Origin of the sequence: Burkholderia sp. Bp8991, assembly GCF_003853795.1 — a bacterium.
Lineage (GTDB): Bacteria > Pseudomonadota > Gammaproteobacteria > Burkholderiales > Burkholderiaceae > Burkholderia.
Window position 1 is genome coordinate 17,123 of record NZ_QTQJ01000014.1, and the last position, 23,862, is coordinate 40,984.

Sequence of the window (23,862 nt, forward strand, 5' to 3'; positions counted from 1 at the left end):
GATTTTATCGGCGCGTCCTTGTGATCTAGAATCACAAGCATGGCACGCGATCTCCCGCCCTTTTCCGCGCTTCGGGCCTTTGAAGCAGCGGCGCGACATGAAAGCTTCAGCGCCGCCGGCGACGAGCTGCATGTGACTCATGGTGCCATCAGCCGGCAGATCGCCGGGTTCGAGGCGTGGCTCGGCAAGCCGGTGTTCCACCGCTACGGCAAGCGCGTGAAGCTCACCGACGAAGGCCGCCGCTATCTGGATACCGTCCGCGCCGCGTTCGACAGCATCGCGCTCGCCACCGAGCAGCTGCGCAACACCGGGGCCGCGCGCGTGCTGCGCATCAATGCGCTGCCGACCTTCGCGATGAAATGGCTGCTGCCGCGCCTGTCGCGGTTCCAGCGCGACGTGCCGAACGTTGAGCTGAAGCTGTCCACGTCGAACGCGCCGCTCGATGCGCTCGACGGTTTCGACGTCGCGATCCGCCGCGGCCCCGGCCACTGGCCGAACTGCACGAGCGGCCACTTCCTCGACGAAAGCGTGATTCCGGTCTGCAGCCCCGCGCTGCTCAAGCGCGCGCCGATCACCCGCGCGGACGATCTCGCGCGGCACGTGCTGCTGCATTCGGACACGCGGCCGGAAGGCTGGCGCGACTGGTTCGCGGCGGCCGGCGTGACGATGAAGGGGCGCAAGCGGCAGTCGTTCGACCACTTCTACCTGGCGCTGCAGGCGGCCGTCGACGGGCTGGGCGTCGCGCTCGGCCCGCTGCCGCTGATCGACGACGAGCTCGCGAGCGGGCGTCTGGTGATGCCGCTCGACGGGCCGCGCATCGCGACACGCAGCTACTGGTGGATCGCGCCGGGCACGCCGGCCGACGATCCGCTGGTCGCGCAGTTCTGCGCGTGGCTGGAAGCGCTGGGGAATGCGAACGGATGACGCGCGCCGCGTCGCCGATACCCGATCAAAACGACGCGGCGTGCCACCTCACGTCCCCGTCCGCGTTGCAGGAATGAAACCGATCCGCGCGCAACGCCCGCGATTCCCCTGCGGAATCGATGTCGCGCGCCCCTGCGTTTCCTCGTCGCTCCCGCCACCGGACGTCAGGCTTGGCATGCGGCCGACCGGCCCGCCGCCGCGCGTTTCAGCGCTGAAACATTTTCGCGTGCGCCGCCTTGCACCGGCGTCACGCGGCCCCCGCCGAGCCCCCGTTTGCGCGGAAGTCCGCGTGCTGGCCCGTTGCTTGCTGAGGGAGCCGTGCAGACCACGAAACCTGCACGGGCGAACGACCCGATGCAGGTGACAAACATTCATCCAGCGGGTCGGGGGAAATCATGTCGAAACTCATATCGGCCGTCACACGGTTGCTGTCCTGCATCACTGCTGCTGTTGCGCATCCGCTGATGCCGACGGCACGACTTCGCACCGTCGAGATCCGCTGTGCCAACACGGTCCACGCCAGCACACGACGTCACGACACCGTGATCCGGTAATCGAAATCCGCAGCCCGCGCGCTACGACGACCATGCGCGCCGTTCGCGCGGGCATTGCCGCCGGCGCCGCGGCTCACACCACCGGCCCCGGCTCCTTTTCCTTGCGCAGGATCGCGTACAGGATGATCGCGCCGAACGTCGCGGTGCCGATCCCGCCGAGCCCGAAGCCGCCGATCTTCAGCGAGAAGTCGCCGGCGCCGAGCACCAGCGTGACGGCCGCGACGATCAGGTTGCGGTTGTCGGAGAAGTCGACCTTGTTGACGACCCAGATCCGCGCGCCCGTCACCGCGATCAGCCCGAACACGACGATCGACACGCCGCCGAGCACCGGGCCCGGAATCGTCTGGATCACCGCGCCGAACTTCGGCGAGAAGCCCAGCCCGATCGCGATCAGCGCGGCGACCGCGAACACGAGCGTCGAATAGATCCGCGTGACGGCCATCACGCCGATGTTCTCCGCATAGGTGGTCACGCCGGTGCCGCCGACGCTGCCCGACACGATCGTCGCGAGCCCGTCGCCGATGAACGCACGGCCGACGTAGCGGTCGAGGTTGGTGCCCGTCATCGCGCTGACGGCCTTGATGTGGCCGAGGTTCTCCGCGACCAGGATCACCGCGACCGGCGCGAGCATCAGCATCGCGTGCGGATCGAACACCGGCGCGCGGAAGCTCGGCACGCCGAACCACGCGGCCTGCGCGACGATCGCGAAATCGACCGGCTTGCCGAGGCCCATCCCGTTGGTCGCGATCGCATAGATCACGTAGGCGATCACCAGCCCGACGAGGATCAGCAGGCGCTGCATCATCCCGCGCGCGAACACCGCGACGCCGCCGACGCACAGCACCGTGACGAGCGCCATCACCGAGTCGAAGGTCGATGCCGACACGCCCTTGACCGCGATCGGCGCGAGGTTCAGCCCGATCACCGCGACCACCGCGCCGGTGACGACGGGCGGCATCAGCGTCTCGATCCAGCGCGTGCCGATGGCCTGCACCAGCGCGCCGAGCGCGACGTACACGACGCCGCACGCGACGATCCCGCCGAGCGCGACCGGGATGTTCGGGTTCGGGCCGCTGCCGCCGTAGCCCGTCACCGCGATCACGAGGCCGATGAACGCGAAGCTCGAGCCGAGGTAGCTCGGCACGCGGCCGCCGACCAGCACGAAGAACAGCAGCGTGCCGATACCCGACATGAAGATGCACAGGTTCGGGTCGAAGCCCATCAGCAGCGGTGCGAGCACGGTCGAGCCGAACATCGCGACGACGTGCTGCACGCCCATCGCGACCATCTGCGGCCACGCGAGGCGTTCGTCGGGGCCGACCACGCGCGAGACCGCGCCGGTCGGTTGCACCCGCCAGCGCGGGAAGTAGGAATCGGACATGGGGAAAAGGGCTCCTGTCGTACGCCGGCTGCGGGACAGTGCGCCGGTCTGGAATCTGGCGCGAGTTTACGGAGCGGAAATGGGGCTGGCAAGCGCGAACCGCCGGGGCGGCGGCCGTGGCTGCCCGGCGGGCATCGGCGGGAGAATCGGCGCTGCGCGACCGCATCGGCGGCGGCCGGCCGGCGCACCGCGCGATGTAAGCGGGCGCTCACATCGCAGCGGATGCCACGCGGATCACGGATTGATGTACTGGAACAGCGACATGTTCTGCAGTTGCGCGTAGGCCTTCTGCGCGCCGCTCAGCGCGTTCTGCACCTGCAGGTACTGGCTGATGGTCGTGACCATGTTGGCGCTCGTCAGGTCCGACAGGTTGCTGGTCGTCTGCAGCGCCGCGGTCTGGTTGACGGTCTGCATCGCCTTGACCTCCTGCTCGCGGCCGCCGACCGAAGCCAGCACGGTCGTGACGTTGCGCATCGAGTTGCCGATCTTCGTCGCGGCCGTGCTCAGCGTGTTCGACAGCGCGGCGGTCGCCGTCGGATTGCCGCTGATCGGCGTCTTCAACGCCGTGATCATCGAATCGAGCGTCGAGAACACGTCGACCCCGCTCGCCTGCGGCGCGGGCGTGACCGAAAAGGTGTCGGTGGGCGACGGCGTGCCCGACACGGCGACCTTCATCCCGTTGCCGAGCGCGATCGCGGTGCCCGACGTATAGGCCTGCGCGGGCCCGGGAGTCGGGGGTGAAATCGAGTTGTCGGTCACCGTGTAGGTCGGCGCGGCCGCGGTGCCGCCGAAGGTGATCGTGAACTGATGGCCGTTGGTCGCAGCCGACGGATCCGTCACCGTGACGTTGCCGATGGTGGCCGTGCCGGTGTTGGCCGCGCCGGCCGCCTGGACGGGCGAGTTGCCCAGCGCCTGCACCGACATGAACACCGACAGGCCCGAGTCGCCCTGCGGCACGCTGCGCGAATCGTCGATCTGCACGGTGCGCGTGCCCGTATCGCCGACATAGCTGATGCTGCCGGCGGCGTCCTTCGTGAACGGCGCCGTCGAATTCTGGTAGCCGGCGAACAGGTAGTTGCCCGCGCCGTCGGTCGAGTTCGCGAGCGACACCAGCTGGTCGCGGTAGCCCTCGAGCTGCGCCGCGAGCGCCGCGCGGTTATTGTCGGCGAGCGAGCCGTCGCCGGCGCGCACGATCAACGACTGGACGCTGCCGAGTACGTTGCCGACGCTCTGCAGCGCCTGGTCCTCGGCCTGCAGCGACGCGAGCGCCGTGCTCTGGTTCGCCGCGTATTGCGACAGCGTGGCCGACGTCATCGACAGCTGCACGGCCTGCGCCGCGCCCAACGGGTTGTCGGCCGGCGTCGACAGGCTCACGCCGCTCGAGATCTGCTGGTAGAGCTGCGCGAGCTGGGCCTGCTGATCGTTCATCTGGCCGACGTTCAGCTGGTAGAACTGGGTCGTGGAAATCCGCATCGTTTCTATCCTCTCGAATCCGCTCAGCTGAACAGGCCCAGCACGGTCTGGAACAGCGAAGCCGCCGTCTGGATCACCTTCGCGTTCGCCTGGTAGAGCTGCTGGTACTGCATCAGGTTCGCGGCTTCCTCGTTCTGGTTCACGCCCGACACCGACTGCTGCGCGGACGTGATCTGGCCGACCAGCGCCGTCTGTGCGGTACTCGACGACTTGAGCTGGCTCGCCGCGTTGCCGATGTTGTTCACATAGTTCGCGTAGGCGCCCGTAAGCGTCGTCGTGCCGCCGCCGAGGGTCTTCGCGTTGACGAGCCGCGACAGCGCGAGCGCGTTGCTGCCGTCGCTCGTGCCGCCCGCGTACGGCCCGATCGTGAACGAATCGCCGTCCGACGGCGTGCCCGACAGCGTGACGGTCACGCCGTTCAGCGCACCGGCGGCCGTGCCCGACATCGTCATCGCCGCGCCGGTCGACGGGTCGTACGGCACGGGGTCGGTCGGATTGCTGATCGTCACCGACGTCGGCGGCGTGCCCGGGATCGTCACCGTGGTACCGGCCGGGAAGCCCGACAGCGACTGCGTCGCCGCGTCGTAGGTCAGCTTGGTCGACGGCACCTGATAGCCGGAGGTCACCCCGCTCAGCGCGATCTTGGCGGTGCCGATGTTGGTGCTCGACGCCGACGTGACGGCCGGCGACGCGGCCGCGATCGCCGAGCCGCTCGTCGTCGCGAGGCCGAAGCCCGTCAGCGCGCCGCGCGTCGGCAGCACGGTGAACTGGTCGCCGGCATTCATCGCGCCGGACGAGAACGAGAAGTTCAGCCCGCCGAGCGAGACCGGCATCGGCCCCGCCTTCTGGTCGACCACCGACCCGCTCGCGCGGTCGGTCAGCGTGTAGTTCGTGCCGTCAAACGACAGCGTGTAGTCGCTCGTCGTAGGCTGCGACGCGTTGGCGAACGAGACGGACAGCGCCGCGTTGCCGGTATTGCCCTGGTTCGAATAGACGGTCGGGTTCGCCACCGTGAACAGGTTGCCGCCCGGATTGCCCGCCAGGTCGACGCCGAGCGCGTTCTGCCCGTTGACCTGCGCGGCGAAGCTGGTCGCGAGCGCGCCGAGCTGCGCCTGCGCGGGGTCGAGCGTCTGGCTGCGGAACGCGAGCAGGCCGCCGAGCGTGCCGCCCGACAGCGACGCATCGGGCAGCGCCTGGTTCGGCCCCGGCGGGTTCGCGCCGGCGATCCCCTGCGACACGACGGTCAGCTCGCTCGGATCGGACGACGACGTGACGGTCGCGAGCTGGTAACTCTTGTCGGCAAGAACGAGCGGCTGGCCGCCCGCGAGGAACACGCTGTAGCCGCTGTCGTTGCGCACCACCTGCACGCCGGCGAGACTCGACAGGTTCGACACCGCGAGGTCGCGCTGGTCCATCAGCTGGTTCGGCGGCTGCCCCTGGCTGCTCGCTGCCGAGATCTGCTGGTTCAGCTGCGCGATCTGCTTGGTGTACGTGTTGATCTGCGACACGGTGTCGGTGAGCTGCGTATTCACGCTCTGGCGCAGCGCGTCGTACTGCTGGCCGGCCGCGTTGAGCTGGTTCGCGAGGATCTGCGCGTTGCTGACCGCGGTCTGCCGCACCGACGGATCGGACGCGTTGTTCGCGACGTTCTGCAGCCCGGTGAAATAGCCCGTGATCCCGGTCGAGATGCCGGTCGTCGGGCTGCCGACGTAATTGTTCAGCTGCGCGACGAGCGAATACCACGTCGACAGCGAGCCGCCCTGCGACTGCGCGCTGTTCAGCTGGTCGCTCAGGTACTGGCTGTACTGCCGCTGCACGGTGACGGTATTCACGCCCTGCGGCATGTAGCCGCTCGCCGTGTACTGACCGCTCGCCTCGGCATAGACCGGGCGCTCGACCGAATAGCCGGGCGTCGCGGCGTTGCTGATGTTCTGGCCGGTCGTCGTGAGGCCCCAGAGCGCGGCATTGAGGCCGCTGACACCGAGGTTCATGAGTGAGTTGGACATGCGCGATCCTGATGAGCCGGCCGCGCTGCGGCCGCCGGGTTGCGTGACTCCCGGTATAACGGCCGCGGATCGGAAAAATTGAGGGAAAAATGCGCGCGCGACGCGCGCATGCGCGTCGTCCGGCGAGCGGCCCGGCGCACGCTGCCGGCGCCGGTGCGAGAGCGGCCCCGAACCGGGCCGCGAGCGGATGCGTCAGGCCCGCGCGAGCGAGCGGCGCTTCATCTCGAGCTGCGTGATCAGGCGCTGCAGCGTGTTCTCCGCGCTGCCCGGCAGCGACATGAAGCGAAAGCCGAGCTGGTAGCGGCGCGAGCCGTTCGGCATCTGGGTCGAACGCTGCGACACGAGCTGCAGGTCGAGCGACAGCTTGCCGTGGCCGTTCAGCTCGAGCTCCACGCCCGGCAGCAGCGTGCCGACATCGAGCGTCTCGACGCGCTCGTCGGCGGTCCGCAGGCCGACGCCGCCGAGCGACAGGTTATGCACCTCGAACATGAAGCCCTCGCCGTCCGGCAACCGGCCGCGGCACAGGAACGGATCGACGATCGGTGCATCGACGCGGAAATACTCGCGGCGCTGGATGCACATCAGCACGTCGGGGAAATCGGCGACGAACGCGGGCAGCCCCTCGTAGCGCGTCTCGCGCGGCGTGTTCGTGGTGAATTCGACGCGCACGCCTTCCGGCGCGGCCGCGAAGGTGCAATGCGACGCGCCGAGGATGCCGGCGTTCTGCTCGGACAGCGCGCCCCAGTCGAACGTGAACGTGCGCGCGCCGACGTCGACCTCGAGCAGGCGCGTGACGAGCTGGCCGCCCGGGTACTGGACGGTCAGGAAGTCGCCCCGGTTCACGAGGTTGCGCAGCTGCACGCCGATCTCCAGCGGATTGCGGCGGGCGTAGTCGGGCCCGGAATGGCCCGCATCCAGGCTCGGATCGGTCGACGTTTCGATATTCATGGCTAGCCGGTTTTCTTTTCAGGGCGCCCGGGCGACCGGTGCGCAGTAAAACCGGGCCAGAACATGGCCCGGTTACAGGTCTCTCACACTTAGCGGCAGTGCTCACCGAAAGTTTAGATCGAAACGCCGGTATTTTTCGCGCAAACGTTGAAAACCGCGCGCGGCGGGATGCCGGGCACGGTTCGTAAGATTGTAAAAACGGCGGCAGGCGGGGCCGTTGCGGCCCTGCCCCGTCAGCCGATCTGCTGCATGATCGAGATCAGCTTCTTCGCGTAATTCGGGTCGGTCGCGTAACCGGCCTTCTGCATTCCGTGCGCGAAACCCTCGACGCTGCGGCTCGCGCTGAGCACGCCTGCATAGCGCGGGTTGTTCTTCAGCAGGTTCGCATAGTCGGTCATCGCGTGCTCGTACGAGTCGTACGCGCGGAATTTCGCGACGACGCGGCGCGGCGTGCCGTTCACGTATTCGGTCGTCAGCGCCGACACCGTGCGGCCCGTCCAGCCCTTGTTCGCCTTGATGCCGAACACGTTGTAGCTCGTCGAGCCGTCGCTCGCGCGAATCTCGCGCTTGCCCCAGCCCGATTCGAGCGCGGCCTGGCCGACGATGAAGCGCGCCGGGATGCCGGTGGTCGCGCTCGCCGCCTGCGCCGGGCCGGCGAGCCGGTCGACGAACGCGTCGGCGTCCTGCACGCCGCTCGCGCCCTTCAGCGGCGGCGTCAGCGCGCTGCCGGCCGTGTAGCCGCGCGAGCCGGCGAGCCCGCCGTTGTTCGCCGCGTTCGCGTAGGCCCGCGCCATCGCGTTCATCGCGGCGAGGCTGCCTTCGTTGCCCGACGTGCCCGAGCCGGCCGCACCCAGGCCCGCCGCAGCGAGCCCGGCCGCGCCCGCGTCGGCCGCCGTGTCGCTGCCCGTGCCCTGCCCCGCGTTGCGCAGCAGCTGCTTCATCAGCGCGTCGGCCACGCCGATCCCGCGCTTCGACATCTGCTGCGCGAGCTGCTGGTCGAGCATCGACGTGTACATCTTCGACGTGTGCGAATCGAGCAGCCCGCCGTCGGGCGACGCATCGCGCATGCTCTTGAGCATCATCTGCGTGAACATCGCGTCGAACTGGCCCGCGACCGCCTTCGCACCGGCCTGCGGCGACTGCTTCGCCTGCGCGCGCAGCGCGTCGAAGCCCTGCACGTCGAGGGCGAAGCGCTGCGTCAGGTCGTTCGCGTTCGGAAGATTCGCCGCCATTTAGATCACCTCCAGGTCTGCGCGCAGCGCGCCGGCCGCCTTCATCGCCTGCAGGATCGACATCAGGTCCGCCGGCGTCGCGCCGAGCGTGTTCAGCGCCTTCACGACGTCGGCCAGGTTCGCGCCGGCCGTCACCATCTTGAGCGCGCCGTTGTCCTGCTTCAGCTGGATCTGCGACTGCTGCGCGACCACCGTCTGCCCGTTCGAGAACGGCCCCGGCTGCGACACCACCGGCTGCGTGTTGACGACCACCGACAGGTTGCCGTGCGCGACCGCGCAGCTTTGCAGCGTGACCATCTGGTTCATCACGATCGAGCCGGTGCGCGCGTTCAGGATCACCTTCGCGGCGGCCTTGTCCGGGCTCACGTCGAGGTTCTGCAGGCGCGCCATGAACGCGACCTGCTGCGCGGAATCCGCCGGCGCGGCGAGCTGGATCGTGCGGCCGTCGAGCGCCGTCGCGGTGCCCGGGCCGAAGCTCGAATTGACCGCGGACACGATCCGCTGCGCGGTGCCGTAGTCCATGTCGTTCAGCTGCAGCTGCAGCACGCCGTTCATCTGCGCGATCGCGTTCGGCACCGCCCGCTCGACGATCGCGCCGCCGACGATCCGGCCGGCCGCGAGCTGGTTCACCTGCACGCGGCTGCCGTTCGCACTCGCGCCCGCGCCGCCGACCGCCATGTTGCCCTGCGCGAGCGCGTACACCTGCCCGTCCGCGCCCTTCAGCGGCGTGAGCAGCAGCGTGCCGCCGCGCAGGCTCTTCGCGTTGCCGAGCGACGACACGGTCACGTCGAGCGCCTCGCCCGGCCGCGCGAACGGCGGCAGCGTCGCGGTCACCATCACGGCCGCGACGTTCTTCAGCTGCATGTTGTTCAGCGACGACGGCCCGCCGTTGGCCGAGCCGTTGTTGATCGAGATGCCGAGGTTCGCGAGCATGTTCGCGAGCGTCTGCGTCGTGAACGGCGTCTGCATCGTCTGGTCGCCCGTGCCGTCGAGGCCGACGACGAGGCCATAGCCGATCAGCGGGTTGTCGCGCACGCCCTGGATCTGCGCGAGGTCCTTCAGGCGCTCCGCGTGCGCGGGTGCCGCGCCGAGCGCGCACGCCGCCAGCACGAACGCGGCGGCGATCCGCGCGACGGCACGCGCACGGGACGACAGGCGGTGGAAAAGAGGCTGCTGCATCGTCATCACCACGGTGCGATGTTGAGGAAGAAGCGCTGCAGCCAGCCCATCGTCTCGGCTTCGTTGATGTAGCCCTTCGACGAGTATTCGATCTTCGCGTCGGCGACCTGCGTCGAATAGACGGAGTTCGCGCCCGAGATCGTGTTCGGGTTGACGACCCCCGAGAAGCGCACGAATTCGTTGCCCTGGTTGATCAGCATCTGCTTCTCGCCGCTGACCACGAGGTTGCCGTTCGGCAGCACGTTGGTGACGGTCACCGTGATCGTGCCGTTGAACGTGTTCGCCGCGCTCGCGCCGCCGGTGGCCGCGAACTTGTTGGTGCCGGCCGCCGACAGGTTCGCCTTCGCGAACAGCCCGCCGAGGAAGCCGGCCGTCGGCACGTTGAAGTCGGTGTTGCCCTGGCGGTTCGTGTTCGCGCCCGACGACTTGGTCGCGTTGATGTTCTCCGCGATCATGATCGTCAGGATGTCGCCGACGTTGCGCGGCCGCTGATCCTCGAACAGCGGCCGCCCCGCATAGCCGGGGTTGTAGATCGAGCCGGGCGCCTGCATCGACATCGGCATCGGCGGCTGCGCCGTCATCGGCTGCTGGATGATCGGGTCGCGCGGAATCTGCGCGCAACCGGCGAGCGCGGCCACCGCGACCGCGCACGCGGCGCGAACGGGGGCTGACGGGAGGAGGCGAACCTGCTTCATGGCGACGACGGGACGTTCCGGTTAGCTCTTCATCTGCGTGACGGTCTGCAGCATCTGGTCGGACGTCGTCACGGCCTTGCTGTTGATCTCGTAGGCACGCTGCGTCTGGATCATGTTGACGAGCTCTTGCACGACGTTCACGTTCGACGCCTCGACATAGCCCTGGTTGAGCACGCCCGCGCCGTTCAGGCCCGGCTGGGACACGTTCGGCGCGCCCGACGACGTGGTCTCGGCGAACAGGTTCTCGCCCTTCGCCTCGAGGCCGGCCGGGTTGATGAAGGTCGCGATCTGCAGCGAGCCGATCTGCACCGCGTTGCTCGAGCCCGGCTGCGTGACCGACACGACGCCGTCCTTGCCGATCGTCAGCGACTGCGCGTTCTGCGGCACCGTGATCGCCGGCAGGATCTGGTAGCCGCTCGACGTGACGAGCTGGCCCTGTGCGTTGGTCTGGAACGAGCCGTCGCGCGTGTACGCGTTCGTGCCGTCCGGCATCAGCACCTGGAAGAAGCCCGCGCCGTTGATCGCGACGTCCTTCGAGTTGCCGGTCTGCGTGAGGCCGCCCTGCGTATACAGGCGCTCGGTTGCGACCTGCTGCACGCCGGTGCCGAGCTGCAGGCCCGACGGCAGCTCGGTCTGCTGCGTCGAGTTCGCGCCCGGTTGGCGGATGGTCTGGTACAGCAGATCCTCGAACACCGCGCGCGACGCCTTGAAGCCGTTCGTGCTGGTGTTCGCGAGGTTGTTCGAGATCACGTCCATCTGCGCCTGCTGCGCATTCATGCCGGTGGCGGCAATGTAGAGCGAACGGTTCATGTTGAATCTTCTCCTGGGTGCGAGGGCCGGGCCGCTCAGCTGAAGTTGAGCAGCTGGTTCGCCGACTGCTCGTTCTGGTCGGCCGTCTGGATCAGCTTCGACTGCAGCTGGAACGCCCGTGCGTTGTCGATCATCGCGACCATCGCGGTCACCGGGTTCACGTTGCTGCCTTCGAGCGAATTCGGCGTGACGACCACGGTCGGGTCGGCGTCGGCCGGATTGCCGTCGGCGGTGCGGAACAGCCCGTCGTTGCCGCGCGCGAGCGTGGCCGGGTCGGGGTTCACGAGCTTCATCTGGTCGACGATCGCGACCGCAGTCGGCGGGTCGCCCGGCATCAGCGCGGACACCGTGCCGTCCTTGCCGATCGTCACTTCCGCGTTCGGCGGCACCGAGATCGGGCCGCCGTTGCCGAGCACCGGCAGGTTGCTCGCGTTGACGAGCTGGCCGTTTTCATCGACGTGCAGGTTGCCGGCGCGCGTGTACGCCTCGCTGCCGTCGGCGGTCTGCACCGACAGCCAGCCGGCGCCCTGCACGGCGACGTCGAGCGGGTTGCCGGTGCGCGTGATCGGACCCGGCGCGTAATCCGCGCCGGGCGTCGACGCGAGCACGTAGGTGCGCGTCGTCGTCGGGTCGATGTTGCTGCCGTCGCCGAAATTCATCGGCACCGCGCGGTAGGTCGCGAGCTGCGCGCGAAAACCCGTCGTCGACGCGTTCGCGAGGTTGTTCGCGACGATCGCCTGCTGGTCGAGCGACTGCGACGCGCCCGTCATCGCCGTGTAGATCAGTCGGTCCATGGCTGCCGGTTATCCGCGCGTTACAGGTTGATGAGCGTCTGGTCGACGGTCTGCTGCGTCTTGATCGTCTGCGCGTTCGCCTGGTAGTTGCGCTGCGCGGTGATCAGGTTGACGAGCTGCGACGTCAGGTCGACGTTCGAGTTCTCCAGCGCGCTGCCCTGCAGCGTGCCGTGGTTCGTGCTGCCCGGCGCGGAGATCTGCGGCACGCCCGACGCGGCCGTCTCGGCGTACTGGTTGCCGCCGAGGCTGGTCAGCCCGTTCGGGTTGTTGAAGTTCGCGATCGCGATCTGGCCGAGCACCGCCGTCTGGCCGTTCGAGTAGTTGCCGGTCAGCTTGCCGTCCGAGCCGATCGAGAAGGTCGTCAGCGTGCCGCTCGCGTAGCCGTCCTGCGCGAGGTTGTTCACGCCGTCCTTGCCGCCGTACTGCGTGGTGCCGGTCAGGTCGAGCGTGAGGTTCTGCGGCGTCGCCGAGCCGTCGGTGGTCGGTACGGTGAACTGGAACTGGCCGAGCGATGCGGTCGGCGTGGCGGAACCCGGCAGCGTCGTGCTCTGGATCGCGCCCGACGTGTCGAACGTGACCGTGCCGAGGTCGGTCGCGGTGCCGCCCTGCACGCCCGCGTAGGCTTCCCACGAGCCGGCCGCCGACTTCACGAAATACATGTTGACCGCCTGCGAGCCGCCGAGCGAGTCGTACACCTGGATCGACGTCGAATAGTTGTACGTCGTGGTGTCGGTCGGGTCGAACGGCGTCTTGGCCGGCACCGTGTCCTGCGAGTTCAGGTTGAACTGGCCGGTGATCTTGGTCGTCGGGGTCGGCGCGATGTTGGTCGTCGGCGCCTGCAGCGCCACGGTCTGCGCGGTGTTCAGCACGCCGTTCTTGCCGGCCGCGTAGCCCATCAGGTTCGCGCCCGCCGAGTTGACGATGAAGCCGTTCTTGTCGCGCTGGAACGTGCCGTCGCGCGAGTATGTCGTCACGCCGTTGTTCGACATCTGGAAGAAGCCGTTGCCGTTGATCGCGACGTCGAGCGACGAGTTCGTCGTGTTGATCGTGCCCTGGCCGAACTGCTGCTGCACCGACGCGAGCGTCGTGCCGATCCCGATCTGCGTGTTGACCGACGTCGCGAGCGAGTTCGCGTACATGTCGGAGAACTGCGCGGTGCTCGACTTGAAGCCGACCGTGTTCGCGTTCGCGATGTTGTTGCCGATCACGTCGAGCGCGTTCGATGCGCCGGCGAGGCCGCTCAGACCCTGTTGATAACCCATTTCGGTCTCCGTTTTCGAGAAAGCTGGATCAGTTGCTGGTGGTCGTGCCGCCGGACGACGACGACGCGGTGTTCGGGAAAATCGACGCGACCTGGGTCAAGCCCACCGTCGTGCCGTTCGACAGCACGAGCCCCGCCGTGCCGTCGGCCTGCTTGATCACGCTCTGTACCTGCGCGGCCGCGAGCACGGTCGGCGCGTACGTCTTGCCGTCGCTGCCCGTGTACTGCGCGCTCACGGTGTACTTGCCGTCCGGCAGCGCGTTGCCGGCCGTATCCGTCGGCGTCCAGTTGAACGGCACCGTGCCGGCCGACTGCTGGCCCGCGTTGATCGTGTTCACGACGACGCCCGCGCTGTTCTTCACGGTGATCGTCAGGTTCGACACGTCGCTCGTGAGCGACACGCCGAACGGCGATGCCGCGCCGCTCTTCACCGCGACGCTGTTTCCCGGCGCGAGCACGTTCGTGCCGATCAGCAGCGCGGCCTGCGTCTGCTGGCCGGCCGCAAGTTGCGTCGACAGCGACGTGAGCGACGTATTCAGCTGCGCGATGCCGCTCACCGTGTTGATCTGCGCGAGCTGCGACGTCATCTGCGAGCTGTCGACCGGGCTCGTCGGATCCTGGTTCTGCAGCTGCGTGACGAGCAGCTTCAGGAACGTCGCCTGCAGGTCGCTCGCCGAGGTGCCGGTCGTCGACACGTTGTTGGTGTTCATCGTGTCGGTCGGCAGGGTCGACACGTTGGTGCCGCTGCTGCCGATCGTCGTGCTGGAGGAAGTCATCCTGGATAGCCTTGTGTCGAAACGGTCGGGTCTGGGCCCGGGTGTGGAAGGTCGCTCGGCGCGCGGCTTACGTGCCGATCGTCAGCGTCTTGAGCATCAGCGTCTTCGCGGTGTTCAGCGTCTCGACGTTGGCCTGGTACGAGCGCGACGCCGAGATCATGTTCACCATCTCCTGCACCGGATCGACGTTCGGCATCTGCACGTAGCCGTTCGCGTCGGCGGCCGGGTTCGCCGGGTCGTAGGTCGACTTCATCGGCGACGGATCGTCGACGACCTTCGTCACGCGCACGCCGCCCACGCCCTGGCCGGACGCGGTGCGCGCGCCGCCCATCGGGTCGGTCGCGAACACGACCTGCTTGGCCTTGTACGGCTTGCCGTCGGGGCCGGTCGCGCTGTCGGCGTTCGCGAGGTTCGACGCGGTGACGTTCAGGCGCTGCGATTGCGCGGACAGCGCCGAACCGGCGACGCCGAAGATGTTCATCAACGAGGGCATGGAGGCTCCTGGTGCTTGTGCTCGAGTTCGGTTGCGCTTACGAGTTCGTCGAGATCGCGGCGATCATCGCCTTGATCTGCTGGGTCATCACGGTCATCCCGGTTTCGTAGTGCAGCGCGTTGTTCGCGAACTGCACGCGCTCGACGTCGAGATCGACCGTGTTGCCGTCGAGCGACGGCTGCAGCGGCATCCGGTACTGCGCGCGGCCGTAGTCGTCGGCCGGGCCGCCGGCCGGCATCAGCTTCGCGGTGCCGGCCATGTGGCCGGGTGCCGTCGACACCATCGTCATCCCGCTCGCCACGCCGGCCGGCTGCGCCATCGGCAGCTGCGCGGCGTTGCTCGGCGCGAGGCCGCCGCCGGCCTGCTTCAGCGAGCGCGCGAGGGTCGACGCGAAATCGGTGTCGCGGGCCTGGTAGCCGGGTGTGTCGGCGTTCGCGATGTTCGACGACAGCAATTCCTGCCGATAGGCGCGCACGTCGAGCGCCTGTCGGCCGAACGCGAATTCGGCATCGAGTTTGTCCAGCATGTGTGCGTCTCTCCGTATGAAGCGCTGCACGCCCGTTGCGCCGGATGGCGACCCAAGGGGCTTTTTTCCATGACAGCGATGGTAGGCGGCGGGCGCAACCGGCAATCGGACGAATAACGCGGCAAAGGCCCCCTCTATTCATCGTTTGCGCGACGGCCCGGCTCCCTAGAATGCGAATCGGATCAACGGCTTCGAGGACACGGCGATGACAGGCAGCGCACTTCGCGGCAACCACGGACGCGGCACGCGCAGGTCGCGTGCGTTCGCGCTCGCCGCGGCGCTGTGGCTCGCGGTGCCGGCCGCGCACGCGGACGACGGGATGATCGTGATTCCCGGCCGCGGCGAAACGGCCGAGACCGCGCTCGCGCAGGCGAACGCGGCGAGCGGCGGTCAGTTCGGCGGGAATTCGGGGACGGCTTCGGGTACCGGCGTGGCCATGACGGGTGGTGCGGGTGGTGCTGCCGGCGTGACGGGCGTGGCCGCGGCCGGCTACGCGGCGCAGCCGGCTGGCTCGATGGTCGTGATGAACGTCCCGCCGCCGGCTGCCGTGCCGGCGCCGGCGCCGACGCCGACGCCGCGCCCCGCCTACGCCGCCGCGCGCACGAACGCCACGACCACCGCGAACGCCTCGAACGCCTCGAACGCCTCGAACGCCTCGAACGCCTCGAACGCCTCGAACGCCTCGAACGCAGGTTATGGTGCCCGGCGCGCCGCCGATCCGGGCGCCGTCGCGACCGTCGTCGCCGGCGCGGCCGACCCGGCATCGAATTCCGCGCGACCGGCCATCGCCGCGCGCCTCACCGCGGCCCGCGCCGCTTCAGCCGCGCCGGCCCCGCGCGCACCGGCGGCTGCCGCCAACCCGCCCCAGGTAGCCGCCGCGCCCCAGCCGGCGACACCGCCCGGCCAGCAGGACCCCGACACGATCCGGCGCACGGCGCTCGCATTCCTGCAGCAGCAGGTCGCGGGCCTGCCGGGCAAGACGACCGCGACCGTCGCGGCCGCGTTTCCGCGCGGGCTCGCCGCGTGCACGACGCTCGAGCCGTTCCTGCCGACCGGCGCGCGCCTGTGGGGCCGCACGACGGTCGGCGTGCGCTGCGCGGGCGAGCGGCCGTGGACCGTCTACCTGCAGGCGAAGGTTGCCGTGCAGGCCACCTATTACGTCGCCGCGCGCCAGATCGCGCCCGGCGAGCCGCTCACCGCGGCCGACCTCGTCGCGCGCGACGGCGACCTGACTGTCCTTCCGCTCGCGGTGATCACCGATCCCGCGCAGGCGGTCGGCGCGACCGCGCTGGCGCGGATCTCGGCCGGGCTGCCGCTGCGCCAGGACATGTTGAAGAGCGCCGCGTCGGTGTCCGCCGGCCAGACGGTGCGGGTCGTCGCGGCCGGGCCCGGCTTCACGATCTCGGCCGAGGGCAGCGCGCTCGCGAATGCGGCGCCGGGACAGTCGGTGCGGATCCGGATGGCCGCGGGGCAAATCGTCACGGCGATCGTCAAGGATGCCGGGACCGTCGAAATTCCGCTGTAGGGCCGGATCGCACCGCAAGATTGTAAAGAATTGTTTATTCGGAGAATTTCGGGCTCACGATGCTAAAGTTCGGGCCGACCCGGCCGTTATCTGGGTCATACCGTCCAGGAAACCCCATCGTGAAGATCGATTCCACTCCGAACCCGAGCCCACTCGCGTCGACCGGCAACGGCGCGGCCCGCGCGCAATCCGGCGCGGCTTCGTCGTCGTCCGCGCAGGCGGCCGACGCAGGATCGACCAGCGGCGACGCGAGCGTGAACCTGTCGGGTCTGTCCGGCCAGCTGCGTTCGCTGTCGGCCTCCGGCAGCGCCGACATCGACACGGCCCTCGTCCAGTCGATCAAGGACGCGCTGAACAACGGCACGTTGACGATCGACGTGAACAAGATCGCCGACGGCGTATTGAATACCGCCCGCGACCTGCTGCAACAGCAGCGCTCGCAGGGCAACTGAGCCGGCCCGGGGCCCGTCACGCCCTGACCGGTCCCCTGGTTTGCCGGCATGCGGCCCCGCGTGCCGGCGCGACGAGCATGACGCGATGAGAGAAGAGCTGCTGGCCACGGTCAACGACGAACACGCGACGGTCGAAGCGTTCGCGTCCCTGCTCGCCTACGAGGAAAAGGCGCTGACGACGCCGGAGCCGCTTGAAATGCTGCCCGGCATCGTCGAGAAGAAGAGCGCGCTGATCGACCGGCTCGCGCAGCTCGAGCGCACGCGCGACACGCAGCTGTCAGCGCTCGGCTTTCCGGCCGGCAAGAAAGGGATGGACCAGGCCGCCGAGCGCGACGCACGCCTCGCCGGCCGCTGGCAGTTGCTGCTGCAGGCCGCCGAACGCGCGCGCCAGGCCAATGCGACCAACGGGATGCTGATCCGGATCCGGATGGACTACAACGAGCGCGCGCTCGCGGTGCTGCGCTCGGCGCCCGCGCCGGCCGGCGTCTACGGGCCCGACGGGCGGGTATCGGCGCTGATGCGCTGATTCTCCGACGTACTGATTCTCCGACGTACTGATTCCCTGACGCACCGATTCCCTGACGCACCGATTCTCTGACGTACCGTTTCACTGACGTACCGATTCTCCGACGTACGGATTCCCGACGGACCGATCACGCCGGCGCATCGACGCGCCGCGCTTGCATCGCGCGGCCCGCCTGCGGCCGCGCGCCCCTTCCCCGCCTTACAGCAGCGGACACGCAGTGACCTGCGTGCCGCGTTCCACGCAAAGCCGTTCGTAGTCGCGCAGGTACGCGCGCTCGTCGTCGTTCAGCAGTTCGACGTCGATCAGGTCCCAGTCGTAGCCGACCGTGACGATGTTCTCGAACGCGACGGTGTCCGATGCGTCGTCGTCCGCGCGCACGATCACGATGTTCTCGATCCGCACGCCGCCCTTGCCCGGCACGTAGATGCCCGGCTCGACCGAAATCACCGCATTCGGCACCAGGCCGTACTGCGCGCCCGGCGCGAACCGCACGCCGCCCTCGTGCACGTGGATCCCGACACCGTGCCCGGTGCCGTGACCGAAATCGTAGCCGTGGTCGCGGCACACCTGGCGCACCGCCGCGTCGACGTCGCCGCCCGTCGCCGTCTTCGGGAAGCGCGTGACGAGCCCCTTGATGCATGCCTTCAGCGCGACCGTGTAAATCTCGCGCTGCCACGGCTGCGCGACCGTCTCCGGCCGCGTGCGGCGCAGCACGACGCGCGTGCAGTCCGTCGCGAAACCGGCGTCGTAATACGCGCCGCTGTCGAGCAGCACGAGTTCGCCTTCGGTCAGCTCGACGTCGGCGCTCGCCGCCGTGTAGTGCGCGAACGCGCTGTTCGCGCCGTTCGCCGCGATCGACGGGAAGGTCAGCGCGACCGCCGAGCGGGCGCCGTACGCGTCGTTGATCGTGCGGGCCAGGTCGTACTCGGTATGGCGCTGCCCCGGCTCGCCGGCCTTCGCCCAGCGCATCGTTTCGGCGATCGCCGCCGAACTGCGCGCGAACGCGTCGCGGAACCGGTCGAGCACCGCCGGCGTCTTGCCGGCGCGCAGCGCCTCGACCGGATTGAAGTCGGCGTGCCGCGCGTGCGGCCACACGCGGCGCACCGACTCGACGAGCGCGCAGTTGACCGACTCGAAGCCGTAACACACGTGCTCGACCGCGAACCGCGCGAGGAAGCGCTCGAGTTCGGCGAAGTCGCGCCGGATCACGTGCAGCGCCGGATACGACGCCAGTTCGACCGGGCAGCGGTCGCAGCCCTCCGGCAGGAACAGCGCGACCTGCTCGCCGATAGCGAACAGGAAGCCCAGGTGCGACGACGCATTCGGGATGTGATAGCCGCGGCTGTTCAGCAGGTACGCGAGGTCGTCCGACGCGCACGTGAAGAACGCGGTCGTGCCGGGCGCAGCGCCGGTGTGCGCGGCGAGCCGCCGGTTCAGCGCGTCGAGGTTCTGCGCGACGCTCGCGCCGGTCATCGCGTCCGGCAGCTCGAAGATCGGCCGCTCGACCACCCAGCCCGGCAGCGCGATCGCGCGGTCGATCTCGCGCTCGACGAGGCTCGTCCAGTCGAGCGATGCCGCCTGCGTCTGCTCGACCAGCCGGTCGCGCTGCGCGACGCTGATCCGCAGCGCGTCGTAGCCGACCCGCGCGAGCCGGCTCGCGTGCGCGAGCAGCCAGTCGGCCAGCGCCTGCCAGATCGTCACGTTCATGCCGAGCTTCTCGATGCGCACGCGCGCCGGGTCGCACTGCTGTTCGGCCTGCAGGTGATAGCGGCCGTCGACGAACAGCACGAACGGCGGCACGCCGAGCGCCTCGGCGGTCGCCGCGCTCAGGAAGATGCCGCAGCCGGCCGAGCCGTCGAAACCCGACAGCGCGTAGCGGGGGTTGTTGCGGCGCGGCAGGTATTCGGTGATGTATTCGTCCTGCGACGTGACCACGACCGCGTCGAGCCGGGTGGCGTCGAGCAGGCGCGACAGGCCGGCCTGCGTGTCGGCGACGGACGCGTCGTACGGGGGAAGGCCGGAGAAGCTGTATTTCAGTCGATCGATCATCGGATACCCGTTATGGATTGTTGTCGGCGGCCGGCGGCGTCACGCGGCATGGCGCACGCCTCGCGCGGCACGCTGCCCGCGCGGACGACGCGCGGCCCGGCGGGCAGCCGGGCCGTGGCGCCGTTCCAGCGGCAGGCTTTCGGGGAAATTTTTGTCTCACTTAACTTTGTTTGATGCGTGCGACAGAATCTAGAGCACGGTGAAATTGAGGTCAAGCTAAAATTTTCGTAGGGCTAAAATTGCCGATGCGTGAGGTGCGCGACGGCGGCACCGCCGTGCGCGGCGTGGCGGCGGACCGGCGCGACTGCACGGTACAATGCGCCCGCATCGTCGTCCCGACGGCCGTGCTTCGTGCGATTCGCGGAACGGCAACGTCCGGCGACTGCACCGCCCCCTCGCTCGCCTCCCGACTCGTTGCCACGAAAGAGATCCATGGATTCAGACATCATGCGTATCGGCCAGCGCATTCGCCGCCTGCGCCGGGAAGCGAAGAAAACGCTGCTGGAAGTCGCGACCGAAGCGAACCTGTCGGTCGGGTTCCTGTCGCAGGTCGAGCGCCATCTGACCGGTATCTCGCTGTCATCGCTGGTCAACGTCGCGAAAGCGCTCGACGTACCGCTCGGCACGCTGATCGACCAGCCGCGCCAGGCGCAGCCCGACTCGCACGCGGGCCGCCGCGAACCGTACGCGGTCGACGCCGCGTCGCAGTGGTACGAGCGGCTGTCCACCACCTTCGACGGCAGCCAGATCAACGCGCTCAAGGTCCGGATGATGGAGGGCTACCGGTCGGAATGGGTCGCGCACGGCGGCGACGAGTTCGTGTACGTGCTGACCGGCCGGCTCTGCTACACGATCGGCAAGAAGGATTACCCGCTGTCGCCCGGTGATTCGCTGCACTTCGACGCGAGGAAGCGCCATCGCGTCGCGAACGTCGGCGACGGGCCCGCGGAGCTGATCGCGGTCGGCACGCTGCCCCTCTTCGACGACAACTGCGCCGAGTTGGGGTCCGCCGCGATGAAAATCAGGCTGCTCGCGCGCGATGCCGGCGCGACGCCGGGCGAGCCGCGCGTGAGCCGCCGCGAACCGTCACCGAAGCGGGAGCGCGACGCGGACGCCGCGCAGCCCGCCGACAAGCCGGCCGGCGCCGCGGCCAAGACGGCTGCCGGGAAGTCCCGCGCGGCCACCGGCAAACGTCCGGCTGCCGCCACGCCGGCGCGCCGCACCGCCAAGCGCATGAAGAAATGACGGCTGGCGGCCGGGCGGCGCACCGCTCGGCACGGTCCGCACGATTTGCGGAATCGATTCACGGCCTGATTCGCAACCCGATTCCCCCCTATTCCGCGATCGCCAGCGCCTGTTTGACGGCCTCGACCCGCGCGCGATGCACGGCGTCCTTGATCTGCATCGCATCGTTGCCGACACCGCGCGCGATCGCGCCCGCGTCGACGCTGCGCGCCGCCACCAGCGCCACGCGCAGCCGCTCGGCCTGCGGATACGGCTGCGTGTCGAGCCCGAGCCGGCCGCGCGCATCCGCTTCGCACGCCTGCAGCATCTCGGCGAAGCGCGCCGGCTTGCGCAGCGCGTCGCTGCGCTCGAAGAAGCGCACCAGCGCGGCCGCGCCCATTTCCATCACGCGATGCAGGTTGCCGTGCTCGCGCGCGACCACCAGCGCGAGATCGCGGCAATCGTTCGGCACGCGCAGCCGCTCGCACAGCGGCTTGATGAGGTCGACGCTGCGGCCTTCGTGGCCGACATGGCGCGGCAGCACGTCGGCGGGCGTCGTCGCCTTGCCGAGATCGTGCGTGAGCGCCGCGAAGCGCACCGGCAGCGAATAGCCCTGCTTCGCCGCATAGTCGACGACCATCATCACGTGCACGCCGGTGTCGACTTCCGGGTGATAGTCGGCGCGCTGCGGCACGCCCCACAGCGCGTCGACCTCGGGCAGGATGCGCGCGAGCGCGCCGCACTCGCGCAGCACCGCGAACATCCGCGACGGTTTCGCCTCCATCAGCCCGCGCGCGATCTCCTGCCACACGCGCTCGGGCACCAGCGCATCCGCTTCGCCCGCGTCGACCATCCGCCGCATCAGCGCGAGCGTGTCGTCCGCGACCGTGAAATCGGCGAAGCGCGCGGCAAAGCGCGCGATCCGCAGGATCCGCACCGGATCCTCGACGAACGCGTCGCCGACATGCCGGAACACGCGTGCGCGCAGGTCGGCCTGCCCGTCGAACGGATCGATCACCGGGCCGACCAGCGCGCCCTCCGGGCTCACTTCGCGCGCCATCGCGTTGATCGTCAGGTCACGCCGCGCGAGGTCCTCTTCGAGCGTCACGTCCGGCGCATAGTAGAACTGGAAGCCGTGATAGCCGGCCGCCGTCTTGCGCTCGGTGCGCGCGAGCGCGTATTCCTCCTGCGTGCCCGGATGCAGGAACACGGGGAAATCCTTGCCGACCGGCCGGAAGCCCTGCGCGGCCATCTGCTCGGGCGTCGCGCCCACCACCACGTAGTCGCGGTCCTGCACCGGCACGCCGAGCAATTCGTCGCGGATCGCTCCGCCTACTGCGTAGATGTTCATGGCGTCGGTTCGTATTCGGCGATCACGTTGGTTTCGCGGCGCGCGCCATCGATCCAGCGCTGCACCGCCGGCAGTGCCGTCACGCGCGCCGCATACCCGGCCGCTTCCGGCGACAGCGCCGGCGCATACGTGTTGAAGCGCATCACGACGGGCGCATACATCGCATCGGCGATGCCGAATTCGCCGAACAGGAACGGGCCGCCCGAGGCCTCGATGCACGCGCTCCACAGCGCGTCGATGCGCGCGACGTCGGCGAGCGCCTCGGGCGTCGCGCCGCGCCCCGGCATCGACGCGCGCACGCTCATTCCCATCTGCGTGCGCAGCGCGGCGAAGCCCGAATGCATCTCGGCCGAGATGCAGCGCGCATGCGCGCGATCGAGCGGATCGGCCGGCCACATCGGGAACTGCGGATAGCGCTCGGCGAGCGTCTCGGCGATCGCGAGCGAATCCCAGATCGCGACGCCGTGGTCGTCGATCAGGCACGGCACCTTGCCGGTCGGCGAATACTCGCGGATGCGCGCGGCCGTGTCGTCGCGGCGCAGCTCGATCACGATCTCGTCGAACGGGATGCCGAAATGCGCGAGCAGCAGCCACGGCCGCATCGACCACGACGAGTAGTTCTTGTCTCCAATGACGAGTTTCATGGCGGTGTTCCGGAAAGCGCGAAAGTGAATGACGGAAGCGACGGTCCGCGGCGCCTAGCGGCGGCGCGAGCGGAACCAGTCGAAGCGGGAGCGCCGCGCGGCATGGCCGAGATACGCGGGCGCGATACTCTCGAGACTCGCGGGCGAGATCCCGAGTTCCGGTGCGAGCGGCCCGGACAGCACGTTCGGCACCGACATCGACGCGAGATTGTCGCGCGTGATCACCGGCTCGCCGGGCAGGCATTCGAACACGCTCGCCTGCAGCCGCGCGAGCGCGTCGGGCAGCCGCACGATGCGCGCCTGCCGGCCGACCAGCGTGCCGCAATAGCGCACCAGCTGCTCGAGCGTGTAGACGGTCGGGCCGCCGAGTTCGTAGGTCTTGCCGTGCGCGGCCGCGAGATCCAGCGTGTTGACGAACGCGCGTACGACATCGCCGACGAACACCGGCTGGAAGCGCGCATCGGGCATCGCGAGCGGCAGCACCGGCAGCGTGCGCTGCAGGTTCGCGAACGTGTTCAGGAATGCGTCGCCGGGGCCGAACACGACCGACGGGCGGAAGATCGTCAGCGCGAGCGAATCGGTCGCCGCGACCGCATGCAGCGCGGCCTCGCCGTCGCCCTTCGAGCGCTGGTACATGCTCGGGCCGTGCGAATCGGCGCCGAGCGCGCTCATGTGCAGCACGCGCCGCACGCCGACTTCGACGCACGCGGCGGCCAGCGCGGCCGGCAGCGCGACGTGCGCGCGCTCGAACCCGGGCCCGTACGGCGTGCCACGGCCGCCGTGCAGCACGCCGACGAGATTGACGGCCGCATGCGCGCCGGCGACGAACCGGGCGAGCGTGCGCGTATCGAGCGCGTCGAGCTCGACGATCTCGACCGGCAGCATCTGCAGGTGGCGTGCGTGCTCGCGCCGCCGCGTGCCGATCCGCACCTGCTTGCCGGCGTCGATCAGCGCGTTGACGAGCCGGCTGCCGATGAAGCCGGTGCCGCCCAGCAGCGCGACGGTCTGGCGATCCATGTTCGGGTCCTCAAAAGAACAC

22 protein-coding genes are annotated in these 23,862 nt (G+C 69.2%); 5 read left to right on the forward strand and 17 right to left on the reverse strand.

Features of this window, described 5'->3' with window-relative positions; all coding sequences use genetic code 11:
- Positions 1 to 39: 39 nt before the first annotated feature.
- A complete protein-coding gene (locus tag DIE02_RS17480; protein ID WP_124486642.1) occupies positions 40 to 924 on the forward strand; it encodes a transcriptional regulator GcvA in 885 nt (294 codons plus the stop codon).
- Positions 925 to 1,551: 627 nt separating this feature from the next.
- On the opposite strand, the gene DIE02_RS17485 is transcribed toward DIE02_RS17480, so the two are convergent.
- From DIE02_RS17485 to DIE02_RS17545, 13 genes are all read right to left on the reverse strand, one after another.
- Positions 1,552 to 2,859 (reverse strand): solute carrier family 23 protein, encoded by a 1,308-nt coding sequence (locus DIE02_RS17485; RefSeq protein ID WP_124486643.1) that lies wholly within the window; start codon positions 2,857 to 2,859, stop codon positions 1,552 to 1,554.
- Positions 2,860 to 3,093: 234 nt separating this feature from the next.
- Complete coding sequence (gene flgL / locus DIE02_RS17490) at positions 3,094 to 4,332, reverse strand: flagellar hook-associated protein FlgL (protein ID WP_124486644.1); 1,239 nt, start codon at positions 4,330 to 4,332, stop codon at positions 3,094 to 3,096.
- 23 nt (positions 4,333 to 4,355) lie between these two features.
- On the reverse strand, positions 4,356 to 6,338 hold the full coding sequence (gene flgK / locus DIE02_RS17495; RefSeq protein ID WP_124486645.1) for a flagellar hook-associated protein FlgK: 1,983 nt from the start codon (positions 6,336 to 6,338) through the stop codon (positions 4,356 to 4,358).
- Positions 6,339 to 6,530: 192 nt separating this feature from the next.
- A complete protein-coding gene (locus DIE02_RS17500) occupies positions 6,531 to 7,286 on the reverse strand; it encodes a flagellar brake protein (RefSeq protein ID WP_124486646.1) in 756 nt (251 codons plus the stop codon).
- A gap of 233 nt (positions 7,287 to 7,519) precedes the next feature.
- Entirely contained in the window at positions 7,520 to 8,518 is a 999-nt protein-coding gene (gene flgJ / locus DIE02_RS17505) for a flagellar assembly peptidoglycan hydrolase FlgJ (RefSeq protein WP_044847879.1), read from the reverse strand.
- Entirely contained in the window at positions 8,519 to 9,697 is a 1,179-nt protein-coding gene (locus DIE02_RS17510; RefSeq protein WP_124486647.1) for a flagellar basal body P-ring protein FlgI, read from the reverse strand. It abuts the gene before it with no gap.
- Positions 9,698 to 9,702: 5 nt separating this feature from the next.
- Positions 9,703 to 10,392 carry a flagellar basal body L-ring protein FlgH gene (gene flgH / locus DIE02_RS17515; RefSeq protein ID WP_044847878.1) on the reverse strand — a complete coding sequence of 230 codons (690 nt, stop codon included), beginning with the start codon at positions 10,390 to 10,392 and terminating at the stop codon, positions 9,703 to 9,705.
- Between the two features lie 21 nt (positions 10,393 to 10,413).
- On the reverse strand, positions 10,414 to 11,202 hold the full coding sequence (flgG, locus tag DIE02_RS17520) for a flagellar basal-body rod protein FlgG (RefSeq protein ID WP_014895799.1): 789 nt from the start codon (positions 11,200 to 11,202) through the stop codon (positions 10,414 to 10,416).
- 35 nt (positions 11,203 to 11,237) lie between these two features.
- A complete protein-coding gene (gene flgF / locus DIE02_RS17525) occupies positions 11,238 to 11,996 on the reverse strand; it encodes a flagellar basal-body rod protein FlgF (RefSeq protein ID WP_044847877.1) in 759 nt (252 codons plus the stop codon).
- Between the two features lie 20 nt (positions 11,997 to 12,016).
- Positions 12,017 to 13,258, reverse strand: coding sequence for a flagellar hook protein FlgE (gene flgE, locus DIE02_RS17530; protein ID WP_044847876.1), 1,242 nt, complete (start codon positions 13,256 to 13,258; stop codon positions 12,017 to 12,019).
- Between the two features lie 28 nt (positions 13,259 to 13,286).
- The gene (locus DIE02_RS17535; protein WP_044847875.1) at positions 13,287 to 14,033 is read right to left on the reverse strand and encodes a flagellar hook assembly protein FlgD; all 747 of its coding nucleotides are present in this window, start codon (positions 14,031 to 14,033) and stop codon (positions 13,287 to 13,289) included.
- A 67-nt stretch (positions 14,034 to 14,100) separates the two neighbouring features.
- On the reverse strand, positions 14,101 to 14,526 hold the full coding sequence (gene flgC / locus DIE02_RS17540; protein WP_044847874.1) for a flagellar basal body rod protein FlgC: 426 nt from the start codon (positions 14,524 to 14,526) through the stop codon (positions 14,101 to 14,103).
- Positions 14,527 to 14,563: 37 nt separating this feature from the next.
- Positions 14,564 to 15,052 (reverse strand): flagellar basal body rod protein FlgB, encoded by a 489-nt coding sequence (locus DIE02_RS17545; protein ID WP_124486648.1) that lies wholly within the window; start codon positions 15,050 to 15,052, stop codon positions 14,564 to 14,566.
- Between the two features lie 205 nt (positions 15,053 to 15,257).
- Between DIE02_RS17545 and flgA the strand changes: the two genes are divergently transcribed.
- The 3 genes from flgA (at position 15,258) to DIE02_RS17560 (ending at position 17,555) form a co-directional block, all read left to right on the forward strand.
- Complete coding sequence (flgA, locus tag DIE02_RS17550; RefSeq protein ID WP_124529596.1) at positions 15,258 to 16,577, forward strand: flagellar basal body P-ring formation chaperone FlgA; 1,320 nt, start codon at positions 15,258 to 15,260, stop codon at positions 16,575 to 16,577.
- A 119-nt stretch (positions 16,578 to 16,696) separates the two neighbouring features.
- Positions 16,697 to 17,029 carry a flagellar biosynthesis anti-sigma factor FlgM gene (gene flgM / locus DIE02_RS17555; RefSeq protein ID WP_124486650.1) on the forward strand — a complete coding sequence of 111 codons (333 nt, stop codon included), beginning with the start codon at positions 16,697 to 16,699 and terminating at the stop codon, positions 17,027 to 17,029.
- Between the two features lie 85 nt (positions 17,030 to 17,114).
- Entirely contained in the window at positions 17,115 to 17,555 is a 441-nt protein-coding gene (locus DIE02_RS17560) for a flagella synthesis protein FlgN (RefSeq protein WP_039317824.1), read from the forward strand.
- Between the two features lie 198 nt (positions 17,556 to 17,753).
- Here the strand turns inward: DIE02_RS17560 and DIE02_RS17565 are convergent, their stop codons facing one another.
- The gene (locus tag DIE02_RS17565; protein ID WP_124486651.1) at positions 17,754 to 19,604 is read right to left on the reverse strand and encodes a M24 family metallopeptidase; all 1,851 of its coding nucleotides are present in this window, start codon (positions 19,602 to 19,604) and stop codon (positions 17,754 to 17,756) included.
- A gap of 432 nt (positions 19,605 to 20,036) precedes the next feature.
- Here DIE02_RS17565 and DIE02_RS17575 point away from each other — a divergent pair, with 432 nt between their 5' ends.
- Complete coding sequence (locus DIE02_RS17575) at positions 20,037 to 20,849, forward strand: helix-turn-helix domain-containing protein (RefSeq protein ID WP_124486653.1); 813 nt, start codon at positions 20,037 to 20,039, stop codon at positions 20,847 to 20,849.
- An 88-nt stretch (positions 20,850 to 20,937) separates the two neighbouring features.
- Here DIE02_RS17575 and DIE02_RS17580 read toward each other — a convergent pair whose 3' ends face one another.
- The 3 genes from DIE02_RS17580 to DIE02_RS17590 are packed head-to-tail and all read right to left on the reverse strand — an operon-like array spanning position 20,938 to position 23,840.
- The gene (locus tag DIE02_RS17580) at positions 20,938 to 22,179 is read right to left on the reverse strand and encodes a multifunctional CCA addition/repair protein (protein ID WP_124486654.1); all 1,242 of its coding nucleotides are present in this window, start codon (positions 22,177 to 22,179) and stop codon (positions 20,938 to 20,940) included.
- A complete protein-coding gene (locus tag DIE02_RS17585) occupies positions 22,176 to 22,823 on the reverse strand; it encodes a glutathione S-transferase family protein (protein ID WP_124486655.1) in 648 nt (215 codons plus the stop codon). The genes DIE02_RS17580 and DIE02_RS17585 overlap by 4 nt, the downstream gene beginning before the upstream one ends.
- A 54-nt stretch (positions 22,824 to 22,877) precedes the next feature.
- Entirely contained in the window at positions 22,878 to 23,840 is a 963-nt protein-coding gene (locus DIE02_RS17590) for a complex I NDUFA9 subunit family protein (RefSeq protein WP_044847866.1), read from the reverse strand.
- Positions 23,841 to 23,862: the final 22 nt, after the last annotated feature.

Excerpts from the sequence above, each read along its gene's own strand:
- flgL (WP_124486644.1), bottom strand. The coding sequence starts at position 4,332 with ATGCGGATTTCCACGACCCAGTTCTACCAGCTGAACGTCGGCCAGATG.
- DIE02_RS17545 (WP_124486648.1), bottom strand. The coding sequence starts at position 15,052 with ATGCTGGACAAACTCGATGCCGAATTCGCGTTCGGCCGACAGGCGCTC.
- DIE02_RS17585 (WP_124486655.1), bottom strand. The coding sequence starts at position 22,823 with ATGAAACTCGTCATTGGAGACAAGAACTACTCGTCGTGGTCGATGCGG.
- DIE02_RS17510 (WP_124486647.1), bottom strand. The coding sequence starts at position 9,697 with ATGCAGCAGCCTCTTTTCCACCGCCTGTCGTCCCGTGCGCGTGCCGTC.
- DIE02_RS17535 (WP_044847875.1), bottom strand. The coding sequence starts at position 14,033 with ATGACTTCCTCCAGCACGACGATCGGCAGCAGCGGCACCAACGTGTCG.
- DIE02_RS17575 (WP_124486653.1), top strand. The coding sequence starts at position 20,037 with ATGGATTCAGACATCATGCGTATCGGCCAGCGCATTCGCCGCCTGCGC.
- DIE02_RS17480 (WP_124486642.1), top strand. The coding sequence starts at position 40 with ATGGCACGCGATCTCCCGCCCTTTTCCGCGCTTCGGGCCTTTGAAGCA.
- DIE02_RS17580 (WP_124486654.1), bottom strand. The coding sequence starts at position 22,179 with ATGAACATCTACGCAGTAGGCGGAGCGATCCGCGACGAATTGCTCGGC.
- DIE02_RS17560 (WP_039317824.1), top strand. The coding sequence starts at position 17,115 with ATGAGAGAAGAGCTGCTGGCCACGGTCAACGACGAACACGCGACGGTC.
- flgJ (WP_044847879.1), bottom strand. The coding sequence starts at position 8,518 with ATGGCGGCGAATCTTCCGAACGCGAACGACCTGACGCAGCGCTTCGCC.
- DIE02_RS17590 (WP_044847866.1), bottom strand. The coding sequence starts at position 23,840 with ATGGATCGCCAGACCGTCGCGCTGCTGGGCGGCACCGGCTTCATCGGC.
- flgG (WP_014895799.1), bottom strand. The coding sequence starts at position 11,202 with ATGAACCGTTCGCTCTACATTGCCGCCACCGGCATGAATGCGCAGCAG.
- flgE (WP_044847876.1), bottom strand. The coding sequence starts at position 13,258 with ATGGGTTATCAACAGGGTCTGAGCGGCCTCGCCGGCGCATCGAACGCG.
- DIE02_RS17485 (WP_124486643.1), bottom strand. The coding sequence starts at position 2,859 with ATGTCCGATTCCTACTTCCCGCGCTGGCGGGTGCAACCGACCGGCGCG.
- flgC (WP_044847874.1), bottom strand. The coding sequence starts at position 14,526 with ATGCCCTCGTTGATGAACATCTTCGGCGTCGCCGGTTCGGCGCTGTCC.
- DIE02_RS17500 (WP_124486646.1), bottom strand. The coding sequence starts at position 7,286 with ATGAATATCGAAACGTCGACCGATCCGAGCCTGGATGCGGGCCATTCC.
- flgH (WP_044847878.1), bottom strand. The coding sequence starts at position 10,392 with ATGAAGCAGGTTCGCCTCCTCCCGTCAGCCCCCGTTCGCGCCGCGTGC.
- flgA (WP_124529596.1), top strand. The coding sequence starts at position 15,258 with ATGACAGGCAGCGCACTTCGCGGCAACCACGGACGCGGCACGCGCAGG.
- flgF (WP_044847877.1), bottom strand. The coding sequence starts at position 11,996 with ATGGACCGACTGATCTACACGGCGATGACGGGCGCGTCGCAGTCGCTC.
- flgK (WP_124486645.1), bottom strand. The coding sequence starts at position 6,338 with ATGTCCAACTCACTCATGAACCTCGGTGTCAGCGGCCTCAATGCCGCG.
- DIE02_RS17565 (WP_124486651.1), bottom strand. The coding sequence starts at position 19,604 with ATGATCGATCGACTGAAATACAGCTTCTCCGGCCTTCCCCCGTACGAC.